The organism is Nitrococcus mobilis Nb-231, from assembly GCF_000153205.1.
Taxonomy (GTDB): Bacteria; Pseudomonadota; Gammaproteobacteria; order Nitrococcales; family Nitrococcaceae; genus Nitrococcus; species Nitrococcus mobilis.
The window spans coordinates 3,037,876-3,050,412 of record NZ_CH672427.1; the positions used below are offsets into that span (position 1 = coordinate 3,037,876).

A 12,537-nucleotide genomic window follows, 5' to 3' on the forward strand; every position below is an offset into this window, starting at 1 on the left:
CTCGTGGGCCGCCATCCAGGCGGTCTGCGTTTTCGGCCAGCCAACCCACTTCCGCATGGCAACGTTGTGGTTGATATGCTGATCTCCTACACGCATCGATTTCTATTCGTCCACATCGCCAAGACCGGCGGGACCAGCATCCGTGCCGCATTGCGGCGCTATCGCTGGGGCTGGCCCTACAGCGGTCCGCTGCTGCTGTGTGACCTGCTGAGCCAGATGACCCGTCCGCGGCATATCCTCGGGATCAAATTTCCCCGCCACGCCAAAGCCATCGCTGCGCAAGAGATGCTGCCCAGGGCGTTCTACGAGTCGCTGTTCAAGTTCACCGTGGTGCGCAATCCATGGGATCTGCAAGTGAGTTCCTACCACCATCTGCGCCACGAGCACCCACGGTTGCTGGACGGCGTGCCGAGCTTCGAGGCCTTCCTCGAGCGCAAGCTCGATCCGGCTCGCGGGCGCGAGGATCTGCTCGATGTTTCACAGGAGCTGCAGTCGGATTACGTGGTCGATTTAAGAGGCAATCTCATTGTCGACTACATCGCCCACTACGAGCGCCTAGAAGATGATTTCACCGAGATTTGCCGCCGCATCGGGCTCAGCCACCCGCCCTTGCCGCGCCTGCGTCAAGCCGAGGGGCGCACAGACTATCGGGATTATTACAGCGCCAAGGCCCGGGCGCTGGTGACCAGACACTATGCCGCCGACCTCGAGCGCTTCGGCTATTCGTTCTGAGGTTCAGGTTGCGTGATGGAATAGAACTGAAGTTCTTTCGGTGGCTGAGCGAATTTCTTCTTCTAATCTATCTCCAGTCTATCTCCAGTATTCGGGGCCAGCTTTTGTGATCACATACAATCAAGTACTTCCGCCCAGCGTTGTCTCAGCCTGGTGCCGTCACCGGCCTTGAGCTTCTCCGTATACCGCTTGCGGCTCATGCATCCTGTCACCGTGCCTGTCCAACCAACCCGGAATGGATGGTGTCGAGCTGCTGGAAGATCCCCTCGATCACAATCTCCTTCCCGGCGAAGAGCGCATCCGGCCCGCCGGCGTGCAGGTTGCTGAAAGGGGGCTCGTAGAGGGCGGATGCCGCCATCACGCCTCGCGCCGTGAGCTGATCGATTACCATCTCGATGAAGCGGATCTGCCGGACGGTGAGGCTGCGGTCGTTGAGGTATTGCGAGAAGGCGGCCTGGGCGGCGCCGCGATCCATGCCGCCCAGACTCCGCACGAAGTGTGCAAGCGAGGGTGCCCCGCTGCGGGTCAGCAGGCCGGATAGCAGTGCCGCGCCGTCATCCTCGCCGATCTCGGTCAGCACCTTTTCGAGCCCCTGCAGGTCGGTTTCGGTGAGCGGCCGGGTGGTGCGCAGGCGCTGGATGACGATATGGCTTAGGTGGCTGCACAGGTAGCCCCGGACCTTCTTCTCGTCGTGCGCGCCGGTCATCTTCGGTATGGGCACCCCAGCTCCAGCTCGAAGAGCTCGTAGGTGTTCCGATCCAGCTTTTCGCGTGGTGTCGCCGTCAGGCCCACCAGCAGCGCGTCGAAGTAGCGGAAGATCGCGCCGTACTTTTAGTACACCGAGCGGTGCGCCTCGTCGATGATGACGAGATCGAAGTGGCCGACGCCGAAGCGGGCCGCGCCGCCGTCGGTCTCATCAATGAGCCCCATCAGGGTCGGGTAGGTGCAGCCGTAGACGCGGTCTTCGGTGTCCTTCTCCGTGACCAGATTCACCGGGCTGGCTTCCGGCAGGTGCGCCTTGAAGGCATTGCAGGCCTGGTTCACCAGCGAAATGCGGTCGGCGAGGAATAAGGCGCGCTTCACCCAGCCCGCCCGCTGCAGCACATCCACCAGCGCGATGGCGGCGGCGCCGGATCAGGCGCGCCAGCTCGTCCTTTTTGTGGAAGCCCGCCACCCGGCGCGGCGGATAGCTCACATCATCCCACAGTCAAGTGGCGTAGCCGTTGCTGTAGAAGATCACCGGCCGCTGGCCGTGCATCGCCTCCAGGCAGTCGGCGTAGAGCTTCCTCTGCTGCCGGCCCATGGCCGGGTCGGCGGTGGTTTTCTTGGCCTCCACCACCGCCAGCGGCTTGCCGTCGTCGCCCCACAGCATGAAATCGACATAGCCGCTGCCCCGGTTGGTGGGCATCCCGGCGACCTCGTATTCGCGGTCGCGGGGCTGATCCAGCGGCCAGCCGGCGTGATGCAACTCCACGTCAATGAGATAACGGCGAGTCTCCGCCTCGGAGTAGTCGTGGGGGTCTGGCTTTTGCTCCGGCGGTGCGGACCTCGGCGAGCTGTTCGCGCACCGCCTGCAATTCGGCGTCGAGCGCATCCCGCTCGTGCTGGCGCTTGAGCGCTCCGGCATTGTGCTCGGCCAGTTGCTGCTCCAGCGAGCGCCTCCAGCTCCCGGCGCGGCACCGCCGGGGCGCTGTCCGGGGCGGGCGGCACGCGCGCATCCTGCCACGCCGCACCTTGCCGCGAGGCAGCGGGCGTGTACGTGCGCACCAGCCAATAGCAGATGTGGTGTAGCTCCTTCACTACCTGCAGGGCGTCGTCCCGGCGCACGGCACGCTGGCTATGCACCGCCTGGTTGCCCACCTTATGGATCACCCGCGTCTTCTGGAACACCGCCTGCGGCAACAGGTTCTGAAACGTCGGCTCGTGCAGCAGCGCGCCGAGGCTCTAGTCGTAGGGCAGCCGCGGGGAGGCGTCGTGTCGATAGATCCAGTGAACCACCGCATCCAGCGTGAAGCGGGCGTGGAAGCAGGCCGCCCGCGGATCGTCCATGTTCGGCTACAACCCCATGATGTTTGGAAGAATACGCGGGGAAGCTCGCCGAGCCATATTGGGCAGGTTTCTCTATGGCGTTTTCGACATTTCACGGCCGGAATTTTTCAGTATTATTGCCGTATTGCACCAGGCCCGGAATCCAAAACTCTGGCACACACGTAAGTAGGAGCCACTGAAGGCCGTCATGCTGCGCGCAGTCGCAGCATCCAGGGATGATGGATCCTGCAATTGCGTCTGGTGGTTTGTGCAGGGTGACGCAAACCAACTTTCATTCTGCACGCAGCGAGCGCAGCGGCAGAACCTATTTCACCCAGTCAGCCGCGAGATCCGCCCAGCCAGGGTTGGTCTTTTCGATCAACGCAACTTTCCATTTCCTGGGACGATTCTTGATCTTCTTTTCGACGCTGATGGCTTCCGTAATATCATCGCCCTGTTGAAACCAGACCAGCCGGGTGACGTTGTACTTGCGGGTAAAGCCTTCAACCAAGTGTTTTTTGTGTTCGTATACACGACGCTGAAGGTCAGTCGTGACGCCCGTGTAAAGGGTACCGTTTTTTTTGCTTGCCAGAATATAGACGCAGGCTGTCTTGCTCATCATGCTGGCTGTTTGTTGTGGATCCTGCGACGGCGCCTTCGGCTTGCGCAGGATGACAGGCCTGTTCGGTCATGCTGCGCGCAGTCGCAGCATCCAGAGCTGCTGGATCCTGAAACTGCGCCTGACGGCTTGTGCAGGATGGCGTCAAAAACAGGCGCTACAACTCCCCGTTGAAGGCGCGGGACTGGCAATCGATAGGGTCAGACTCTAATACTGCTACCTTAACGACCACAATTGTATATTGATCATGAAGTTGTGTGATTATTAAAGGCTAGGCTCTCGGAGCATTTCGGATAGAATTGATTGTGAGAAAACCCTCCCATCCGATCCCGAGAGCCTAGCCATGAAAAACTCTATTCGCTGCGCCCGCTCATGGCAAATCCAGCGCTTGAAGAGGTCCTTCCTACAAGTGCGCGGACTGCCGTTTTTCGATGTTTTATCCACCCGTGTGTTGAGCCAGTTCGCCGAACGCGCGTGCGGCGGGCGTGATCGGATATTCACCCCCTTGGTGGTATTGAAAGCCTTCCTCTTCCAGGTGCTCAGTCAGGACGGTTCGTGCAAACACGCGGTGGCGCGGGTGCTGTCCGAGCGGCTGCAAAGCGGCCAAAGCGCCAATTCCATCAACACCGGGCCGTATTGCAAAGCCCGCCAACGCCTGCCCCGTGCGCCCTTGGAGAACGCGGTCCGGGAGAGCGGACAGACGCTGCACCAACGCGCGCCTTCAGCCTGGGGTTGGCGTGGCCATCGCGTGGTGCTCGCCGATGGCACTACCGCACTGATGCCCGATACGCTCGATAATCAGCGTGAGTTCCCCCAACAGGGCAACCAACAACCCGGCCTCGGGTTTCCCATCGTGCGCATCGTGGCCCTGATTTCGCTCGGCGCGGGTGCTGTGCTCGATTATGCCCTCGGCCCTTATCAGGGCAAGGGCAGCGGAGAGAGCTCTTTGTTCAGCACCCTCCTGCACACCCTGCAGCCGGGCGACCTGCTACTCGCCGACCGCTACTACTGCACCTACGCGATCATGGCGTTGCTGGTCCACCACGGGGTGCAGGGGCTCTTTCAAAAGCATGCCCAGCGAAAGCCGCATTGGCACCGCGGCGAGCGACTCGGCGCCAAGGATCATCTCATTAAATGGGCCAAGCCGCCCCGCAAGCCCGTGTGGATGAGCGCACAAGACTACCTCAAGCTGCCGCCGACGCTGACCATTCGCGAGCTGGCAGTCAACGGCATCGTCTACGTCACCACCCTATCGAACCCCAAACGCTACCCCCGCCGCGCCCTGGCCGAGCACTACCGCTCACGCTGGACGATCGAGTTGGATCTGCGCAGCATCAAAACCGATATGGCCATGGAGCGGCTGCGCTGCAAGAGCCCAGAGCGGGTCAGAAAAGAGATCGCGGCTCATTTGTTGGCCTACAATCTCGTGCGCGCCAACTTGAACCGAGCCGCGCAGTGCTTCGAGAAAATCCCGCGCCAACTCAGCTTCAAATCGGCGCTACAATTGCTCAACAACGCCGCCTCCCAGCTGTTGCTACTGTCTGGAAAGGCACTGCAAGCTTTTGCCACCGCATTGCTGCAGGCGATGGCGTTGTCCCCAATAGGCCGGCAAAAACGCCTGCCACAACCCCGTGCAGTCAAACGACGCCCTAAGCCCTATCCCTTGCTCACCAGGCCCCGCCATGCGGCGTGCCAAGCCATCCGTCGGCCAACGAATTCGTTAAGGTAGCAGTATTAGAGTCTGGCCCCATTGAATCCAGATTGGTCAAGGCCCGATGTACTCGAACAACGGCTGTCGGCCTGCTTTTGGGTCGAACGTAGCCGTAGCTTCGCAGCCTTCCACGTGCTCAAGCCAAGCGAGCAAATGGTCGGGGAAGTCCGCGTTACCATGGCGGTAGTCCGCTAATGCCCGCCGAACGACTTCGCGGTCGGCGACGATCAACTGGCGCACGTCCAGCAGCGCTTCAATCTCATCGGCAATGGCCGCGCGGTCGAGTTTATAACTGCGCTCCAGTACCTAGGCCAGCTCGCATAGCGCTACGATCGAAATGTAGCAGGGGCTTTCTGGTGTGCATTGTACCTGCATGTACGACGCCGCCTGCTCGTGCTGCTCGGGATCGCCTTGCGCATCCACCAGGAACCGCACCAGCGCATTGGTATCCAATCCTTTCATCCGGATTTCGCGGCGCCGTCACGAATCGCTTGCTCCATGTCCTCAATCGACACGGATTTGCCATGACTCGGGATGCGACCTTTCAGCTCATTCAGGTCAGTCTTGGCGAGCGCGACCGTTACCACACCCTTTTCATCGACGGTCCAGGTCAGCTGGTCACCGCGCCGCACGTCCCAGGGCCTTGCGCACTTCCCGGGGGATCACCAGTTGGCCTTTTTCACTCACGGTAGAGGTGCCTGTTACCTGGCCCATATTTCACGCCTTTCTTCAAGTTGGCTGGCGGGTAGAGCGGCGACTTACTTATTGTAAGTCAATGCGTCTTACGCTAAGGCCGGTGTGGCCGTTTCTCGTATCGTACTTGGGTTAGCACCGTTGATCTCAATGCCGTCGGTCGACTGTGAGTTCGTTCCGAAACTACTACAGCACCAGCTCACGGGCACTGCTGGCGAGGCATTGCGCCGCCGATCTCGATCGCTTCGGTTATTCGTTCTGAGATCCCAGGCCGCGCTCGCACCTCACTTGCCAAGCCGCCTGGCATTGGCCGTGGCCCTGGAGTGGATCGGGTGAGCCCGCGTCGGGTGAGCCGTGCAGATCCGTAGGATGCGGTTCGTTCCTTACCGCATCCTACGCGCTATAGCCAAGCACCTTGGGCTCGACCTGAAGGATAGTCTATGAGGGAGGGTGTTATGCGATACGCCTATCCAGTCAATCTCGAACCGGAGGAAGGGGCGGTTTCGTCGTCTCGTTTCCGGATGTGCCCGAGGCGTTGCCCGAGGGGGATACGCGCGAGGAAGCTCTAGCGGAGACCGCCGACGCGCTGGTCGTGGCGAATGGCCACACGCAGACCGTTGTCCAGAGTTGCAGAGCGTGTTGGCGTGTCGGTTGGTGCTCGCTGCGGCGGGGCCGGCCACAGCGAGCAGGCCGAATCCCAGCAAGACGCCACGCGCTAGCGATTTGGTGTGCTCCATGAAACTACTCGGAGAATACGGCCGATCAAGCAGGCAAGCGACAGCCCTCTACACTTCATTGCGATAAAAACGCAATTGATAACAAGACATTCAGTAAATAGGGCGCGCGGGTGGCGGGAGTGGCAAGCTGATTTGCCCAGTGCGGGCGCGACGAAAAGCGTGCGTATTGCAGCGCTGTCTCCAGTTCGATGATGCGCTGGCCCAGGGCCCGCAAATAACCGTCAATGCCTTCCTCGAAGGCCCAGAAGACAAGCGAAAGGACGAGTGAGAGGAAGATAAAATACCCACGCAGTCCGGTTGCATCAGGCAATGCGCCACCGGCCCCGGTCGCTGCCGCAACCAGGCCGACGAACAGCACCGCGAATACGCCGAGGCTGGTGAAGCGCAGATTGCTGTAATGGCGGTGGCTTGCCAGAGTTTCCGTGTACTCGACTTCCGGGTTGCCGGGCATGGATCGCCTCCTGATGTTGCTGTGCACTTGCCGCTCCGGTTTGTGCCGTAGAGGACGTATGCGAGTCCGTCAGGCCTTTTGCTGGCGGTTTAGGAGGCGAATTCTAAGGCTGACTCGCGAGCCGAGTGAAGGGCGCATGCTGTCTTCGAGGGGCATTCTGTGTTTTTCTTGAAATAGTGCCGGCGAAAATTGTTCAATTGTGCCATCGCGCGATGCGCGCCGGTGCCTTCAGATCATTCAGCGGCGGGATCCTCCACTAAGGGGTTTGTTCTCACACAATGGACTCGTCATGAGGATATGGGTGGATGCGGACGCTTGCCCAAAGGCGATCAAGGCGATTTTGATCCGCGCCGCCGAGCGCGCCGAGGTGGTGCTCACGTTCGTGGCCAATCAGCCGGTACCGATCCCGCGGTCCCGCTATATCAAATCGATCCGGGTAGCACCCGGTTTTGATGGGGCCGATTGCGAAATCGTCAAGCATGTGGCCGATGATGATCTAGTCGTAACGGCCGATATCCCTCTGGCCGCCGAGGCGATCGCTAAAGGCGGCTATGCCCTCAGCCCGCGTGGGGAGCTGTACACATCGGATAATATCAAGGCCCGCTTAACCATGCGGGATTTCATGGATACGCTGCGTGCCAGCGGGATCAACACCGGAGGGCCGGCGCCGCTGAGTCAGAAGGACCGGCAGGCTTTTGCGGGTCAGCTTGATAAGCTATTGGCGCGGCAGGCTAAACAACGATGAACAAGAGCGTATTATCTTTCCGATGAACCGCGACAGGCCGGTTTCGTTCATAACCGGCGCCTCATCCGGAATCGGTCGCAGCCTGGCGCGCCGGATCGTGCAGGATGAGGGCCATGCCGTCGCGCTGATTGCGCGGCGTAAGGATTTGCTTGATGAGCTCGCATTAGAGATCGAGCAGGCCGGTGGCACGGCCTTGGCAATCGAATGCGATGTCACCGACGCCACAAGTGTTCGGGACGCGCTGCGCACGGTGGAGTCGACCCTCGGACCTGTCACACGATTGATCGCCAATGTCGGCGGCGGTGAGCGCACCGATGTGGAGCAGTTTTCGGCCATGCACATCGAGCGCGTATTCACTCTGAATGTGATGAGCACAGCCATCTGTATCGAGGCGGTTTTGCCGGGCATGCTCATGCGAGGGAGCGGGCATATCGTTGCTATGGGCAGCCTGGCAGGCTATCGCGGCCTGCCCGGTGCGGCGGGCTATTCGGCGGCGAAGGCCGCCCTCACCAATATGATGGAAAGCCTGCGTATGGAGTTGCGTCCGCGCGGGGTCCAAGTGACCTTGTTGTTGCCCGGCTTCGTCAGGAGCAAGCCCAAACGCAAAAAAAGACCGTTCGAGCTGGAGCTGGAGGCGGCAACCGCGCGGATGCACCGGGCTATACTGGTGCGTAAGCCACGCTATGCGTTTCCCTGGCCGCTGGTGTGGATCGCCAGTGTCTGTCGGTTGCTGCCGGCATCGGTGTATGATGTTTTGCTCGCCGGGCGTGGGTCCAAGCCCCGTGTTCGCGCGGAGTGAGGCGATATGATCATCGCCGCCAACGCGGGTTAGGACTAAACGATGGGGAATATCGTACAGATGAATGCAACGGCAATGTTCGCGGCCCTGAGAGCGGCTCGAAAAAAATCCGTACGGAGCTTGGGCAAGCGGATCCTTAGAAAAATCGACCGCTACATGGCGGCGAACTCCCTGGTGCCGGATGAACCGGTGCTCGACTCCCAGTCGTTTCCCTGGGTGGCCGATTTGGAGGCGAACTGGCGCGATATTCGCGCCGAGCTCGAAAAAATCCTGGAGTTCCGCGACCACATCCCGCGGTTCCAAGACGTCTCGGCCGATCAATATCGCATCTCTCCGGATGATCAATGGCGCACCTTCATCCTCTATGGGTTCGGCTACCAGTCAGAGCTGAACTGCGGGCTGTGCCCGAAAACCACGGCCGTGCTGCAACGAATTCCCCATTTGCAAACCGCATTTTTTTCCATCCTGGCGCCGGGCAAGCACGTGCCGCGGCACCGGGGCGTAACCAAGAGCCTCATTCGCTGTCATCTCGGGCTGATCGTCCCTCGCCAGCGCGAGCAGTGTTATATGGACGTGGGTGGGGTGCGCTGCGTTTGGGAGGATGGGCGCGCTTTCGTGTTCGATGATCGGTATCCGCACGAGGTTCACAACAATACCGAGGAGGAGCGCGCCGTGCTGCTGCTCGATGTCGAGCGGCCGATGCGGCGCCGGGCGGTGGTGCTCGGTCGAATCTCGCTGTGGCTGCTCAAAAGGACGGCTTACGTGGTCGAGGCGCGGCGCAATTTGGCGCATTGGGAGCAGCGCCTGCAGGCTCATCTGGCCGGGAAAGCGGGAGGTGCTGGCGGCTAGTTCCATTTTCCCTGAGCGAAACGAAGGGTGCACGCGGAGTCTCCGGCGCGTTCATAGTGATGCTTCTAATGATGCCTCGGTACGGTTGGATGACAGCTCGCAAAGCGCTTAAACGGTATGCGCAGGAATCAGCGGTCGTCTCCGTCAGTCCTCTATCAAGTCAGGCTCACCACTCCCAAAAACGATGAAGGTCCGCGCTTCGTCCCTTAAGCGTATGATCTCTTGCCAGTCGTCACCGTGCGGTTCGATCGGCCGCCCCACACTGACCCGCAAATGTAGGCGGCGGGGGAACCATTCGGTTCCACGTAGCACCGAACGCGTGCCCGACAGGGCAACCGGTATCAGCGGTGTTCGCGCGCGGGCCGCGACTTGGAACGCGCCCAGATGGAATCGACGCACGCCTGGGGCTCGCGTGAATGTGCCCTCTGGGAAGAAGGCGAGCGAGTCGCCTGCACACAGGACCTGCTCGGCTCGATCAGCCTCTTGACGGGCGCGCTGTGAGTCGAATCGCTCCACCATCAGGGTCCCTAGGCGCTCGAGCAGTACGCGGGCAAAGAAACTGGAGCGCAGCTCCTGCTTGGCGAGGAAGCGAACGTTCCTCGGCAGGGCGGCCGTCAGCACCAATGGGTCGATGTAGCTAGCGTGATTGGCCACGAATACTACGCGTCGGTCGTTTGGCAGGTTTTCGAGCCCGGCTACCTCTATGGGGATGCCGAGGAGCTTAGCCACGGTCCGCAACGCCGAGCGCGATACCGCCCAGCGCCAGCGTCGGCGCGGTAATACGATCACCGCCAGCCAGGTTGGTAAGGCGATCAGGCCAAAGACGCTCCAGGCGTAGCCGGCATAGAGAGTTTCCTTGGTCCCCTTGAGATGTTGGCTAAGGCGCGCGCCGGCGACCGAGGCACTTAGCCGAGCGATTTGCCACCATACTGAACGGCTGGGCTTGCCAAGCCGGTTGTTCGCGTACAATTCGCAAGTGGCTCGGCGGCGGATTTTCCCGCTGGATGTTTTCAAAACGCTGTGCGCAGGAGGCAGGCGAACGTCATCCGGCGGGATGTCGGTGAGCTCGGTGACCCGCTCCATGATCTGACGCTCCATCAGCTGGCGGCGGTCAGGGTCCTGCTCATGGGTTTCCGCTACAATGACGAGCCGCTCGATGCCGGTGTCCTCCTCTGGGCTGGCGAAGACTGCAACGCAGCCCTTGCGGACGCCTTCAATCTCCCCGACCGCCTGCTCGACCTCATGTGGATAAACGTTACGTCCGGCACGGATGATCATGTCTTTTATCCGCCCGGTGACGAACAGCTCGCCTTTTGCCAAATAGCCAAGGTCTCCGGAATCAAGCCACGTGCCGTGGAAAAGGTCTGCGTTCAGGCGGCGGTTGCGATAGTAGCCGGAAGTGGCGGATGGGCCGCAAAATTGGATAGCCCCCTGGCGACGTTCCGGGAGTTCGCGATCGTTGGTGTCTACCACCCGGACCTCATAGCCGTCCAGTGGAGGCCCGCAGGAGACAAAGTGCAACGGATTGGGGTCGTTTTCAGCAGCGGGCTGCGCCTCGCCGCTGCGGGTAAACACCTCCCGATGTATTGCGTCTACCCAGGGGCCGCGCCCGGGGCGCGAAATAGTCAGCCCGACCGCAGCCTCGGCCAGCCCATAGACGGGCATCAGGGTCTCCCAGCGCAGTCCGTTGGCGCGGAAGGTGGCATAGAAGCGATCGAGGGTCGCCGGACTGACCGACTCGGCCCCGTTGAAGGCGATGCGCCAGCTGGAAAGATCCATTCCCTCCAGCGCGCCGCTGCGAGCGGCACGAACGCACAGTTCGTAGCCGAAGTTGGGGGATGCTGACAGGGTGGCGCGATGCCGGTGGATGGTCCACAGCCATTGCAGCGGATGGGCGAGGAACGCCAGCGGCGACATAATCGCCAGCGGGCAGCCGAAATAGAGGCTGCCGAACCAGGCGCCGATCAGGCCCATGTCATGGTAAAGCGGCAGCCAGCTCACGAAAAAGTCCTCCGAGGTGGCTTCGATGCGCCCTCCTATGGCCCGGATGTTAGCGAGCAGGTGTTTATGGGCCAGGCTGATGCCTTTCGGGTCGCCGGTACTCCCTGACGTATACTGCAGCATGGCCAGATCGTCGGTGCGGCGATTCAAGCCGGGCCGGCCACCGGGGAGCTGTGCCAGGCGGTCGGCGGTGATGACGCACTCCAGCTCGGGGGCTTCCGCCTTGAGGAGTTGGGCAATGCGACGAGCCTGCGGTACCGTGACCAGCACTCGGGCGCCTGCGTTGGTCAGGATGCGGCCGTGGCGGCGCAGGTGTTCCTCCAGCTGGGTGGGTCTGGCCGGAGGATAGAGCGGCACCGGCACGGCTCCGGCAAGCAGGATGCCGATGAAGCTCACGAAGTAGTCCCGGCTCGTTGGTAGCATCAGTGCCACGGTATCGTCGGCGCCGATGCCCCGTTCGCGTAGCCCGGCGGCCACCTCACTCGCGCGGCGGTCGAGCTCGCCGTAGGTCAACTGTTCCGGCTCTTCTTTGTCCCCGTAGATGTAAAGATGTGTGCGTTGCGGGTGTTGTTGGGCGTGCCAATCGAGCGCTTCCAACAACGTCCGGGCCTGTTCCGGGTTGCCGCCGGGTTCCTTGGCCGATGGTGCGTATTGCGGTTCTTTTCGGGGCAGCCGGCGCGGGGTGGCGCCGGCTTTGATCACAGCGTCAAGTAATTGCTCCGGTGTTTCGGCCTGCACGGCCGATTCCGGGAGATTTACCTGGAATTCGCGCTCGCAGCGCATGATCAGCTCTGCGCGCGCCAGACTGTCGATGCCCAGATCCTGATCGAGCCGATCGCCGGGTCGTGGATAGACGGTTCGGGATGGGCCTCCGCTCTCCTTGCCAACCGCTCGAACCAGCTCCAAGAGCTGGTTCATCTCATCACCGTGCCGTCGCTGGATGGACTTGGCTTCCATAGAATGCCGCTCCTTGCCTGTGGGCAAGAAACCTGGTCGTCCCACCACAGATATAGCGGCATCCCGCATCTGGAACAAGTTTTGCCTAAAGGCCGGCTACACGATGGATTACCCGTTCTGTGCGGTCATTGCTAGCAAGTCTTTGCGTGCGACCCGTTGCTGCGCCAAGAGTCGGATGAATTTGTCGAGCGGCGTGCGCTTTGCGCTCAGCGTGG

The 12,537-nt window shown here is 61.2% G+C and carries 16 protein-coding genes; 5 read left to right on the forward strand and 11 right to left on the reverse strand.

The features are described 5' to 3' along the window. The first annotated feature begins 75 nt into the window (after window positions 1-75). Complete coding sequence (locus NB231_RS13800) at window positions 76-732, forward strand: sulfotransferase family 2 domain-containing protein (RefSeq protein WP_005003964.1); 657 nt, start codon at window positions 76-78, stop codon at window positions 730-732. A gap of 208 nt (window positions 733-940) precedes the next feature. Here the strand turns inward: NB231_RS13800 and NB231_RS19790 are convergent, their stop codons facing one another. From NB231_RS19790 to NB231_RS13810, 5 genes are all read right to left on the reverse strand, one after another. Continuing rightward, the gene (locus NB231_RS19790; RefSeq protein WP_005003965.1) at window positions 941-1,438 is read right to left on the reverse strand and encodes a type I restriction-modification enzyme R subunit C-terminal domain-containing protein; all 498 of its coding nucleotides are present in this window, start codon (window positions 1,436-1,438) and stop codon (window positions 941-943) included. A gap of 125 nt (window positions 1,439-1,563) precedes the next feature. Next, a complete protein-coding gene (locus NB231_RS19795) occupies window positions 1,564-1,842 on the reverse strand; it encodes a DEAD/DEAH box helicase family protein (RefSeq protein WP_005003966.1) in 279 nt (92 codons plus the stop codon). A gap of 97 nt (window positions 1,843-1,939) precedes the next feature. After that, window positions 1,940-2,206 (reverse strand): hypothetical protein, encoded by a 267-nt coding sequence (locus NB231_RS19800; RefSeq protein ID WP_005003967.1) that lies wholly within the window; start codon window positions 2,204-2,206, stop codon window positions 1,940-1,942. 1 nt (window position 2,207) lies between these two features. Further along, complete coding sequence (locus NB231_RS19805) at window positions 2,208-2,450, reverse strand: hypothetical protein (RefSeq protein ID WP_050756116.1); 243 nt, start codon at window positions 2,448-2,450, stop codon at window positions 2,208-2,210. Window positions 2,451-3,085: 635 nt separating this feature from the next. Next, complete coding sequence (locus NB231_RS13810; protein WP_040664147.1) at window positions 3,086-3,379, reverse strand: GIY-YIG nuclease family protein; 294 nt, start codon at window positions 3,377-3,379, stop codon at window positions 3,086-3,088. A gap of 343 nt (window positions 3,380-3,722) precedes the next feature. Here NB231_RS13810 and NB231_RS13815 point away from each other — a divergent pair, with 343 nt between their 5' ends. Continuing rightward, window positions 3,723-5,108 (forward strand): IS4-like element ISNmo2 family transposase, encoded by a 1,386-nt coding sequence (locus NB231_RS13815; protein WP_040661712.1) that lies wholly within the window; start codon window positions 3,723-3,725, stop codon window positions 5,106-5,108. Window positions 5,109-5,144: 36 nt separating this feature from the next. Here NB231_RS13815 and NB231_RS17085 read toward each other — a convergent pair whose 3' ends face one another. The 5 genes from NB231_RS17085 to NB231_RS13825 form a co-directional block, all read right to left on the reverse strand. Continuing rightward, entirely contained in the window at window positions 5,145-5,330 is a 186-nt protein-coding gene (locus NB231_RS17085; protein WP_005003976.1) for a PIN domain-containing protein, read from the reverse strand. A gap of 66 nt (window positions 5,331-5,396) precedes the next feature. Beyond that, a complete protein-coding gene (locus NB231_RS18760) occupies window positions 5,397-5,552 on the reverse strand; it encodes a PIN domain-containing protein (protein ID WP_005003979.1) in 156 nt (51 codons plus the stop codon). Further along, window positions 5,549-5,722 (reverse strand): hypothetical protein, encoded by a 174-nt coding sequence (locus tag NB231_RS18765; protein WP_005003981.1) that lies wholly within the window; start codon window positions 5,720-5,722, stop codon window positions 5,549-5,551. Before NB231_RS18765 ends, NB231_RS18760 begins: the two co-directional genes overlap by 4 nt. Beyond that, entirely contained in the window at window positions 5,709-5,804 is a 96-nt protein-coding gene (locus tag NB231_RS19820) for an AbrB/MazE/SpoVT family DNA-binding domain-containing protein (protein ID WP_232210479.1), read from the reverse strand. The genes NB231_RS18765 and NB231_RS19820 overlap by 14 nt, the downstream gene beginning before the upstream one ends. A gap of 771 nt (window positions 5,805-6,575) precedes the next feature. After that, window positions 6,576-6,971 carry a hypothetical protein gene (locus tag NB231_RS13825; RefSeq protein ID WP_005003982.1) on the reverse strand — a complete coding sequence of 132 codons (396 nt, stop codon included), beginning with the start codon at window positions 6,969-6,971 and terminating at the stop codon, window positions 6,576-6,578. Between the two features lie 289 nt (window positions 6,972-7,260). Between NB231_RS13825 and NB231_RS13830 the strand changes: the two genes are divergently transcribed. The 3 genes from NB231_RS13830 to NB231_RS13840 all read left to right on the forward strand — a co-directional run bounded on the left by NB231_RS13830 (window position 7,261) and on the right by NB231_RS13840 (window position 9,364). Then, window positions 7,261-7,716 carry a YaiI/YqxD family protein gene (locus NB231_RS13830; RefSeq protein ID WP_005003984.1) on the forward strand — a complete coding sequence of 152 codons (456 nt, stop codon included), beginning with the start codon at window positions 7,261-7,263 and terminating at the stop codon, window positions 7,714-7,716. Window positions 7,717-7,738: 22 nt separating this feature from the next. Then, window positions 7,739-8,515 carry an SDR family NAD(P)-dependent oxidoreductase gene (locus tag NB231_RS13835; RefSeq protein WP_005003988.1) on the forward strand — a complete coding sequence of 259 codons (777 nt, stop codon included), beginning with the start codon at window positions 7,739-7,741 and terminating at the stop codon, window positions 8,513-8,515. Window positions 8,516-8,635: 120 nt separating this feature from the next. Continuing rightward, a complete protein-coding gene (locus tag NB231_RS13840; protein WP_232210480.1) occupies window positions 8,636-9,364 on the forward strand; it encodes an aspartyl/asparaginyl beta-hydroxylase domain-containing protein in 729 nt (242 codons plus the stop codon). A gap of 144 nt (window positions 9,365-9,508) precedes the next feature. On the opposite strand, the gene NB231_RS13845 is transcribed toward NB231_RS13840, so the two are convergent. Then, a complete protein-coding gene (locus tag NB231_RS13845; RefSeq protein ID WP_005003991.1) occupies window positions 9,509-12,322 on the reverse strand; it encodes an AMP-binding protein in 2,814 nt (937 codons plus the stop codon). Window positions 12,323-12,537: the final 215 nt, after the last annotated feature.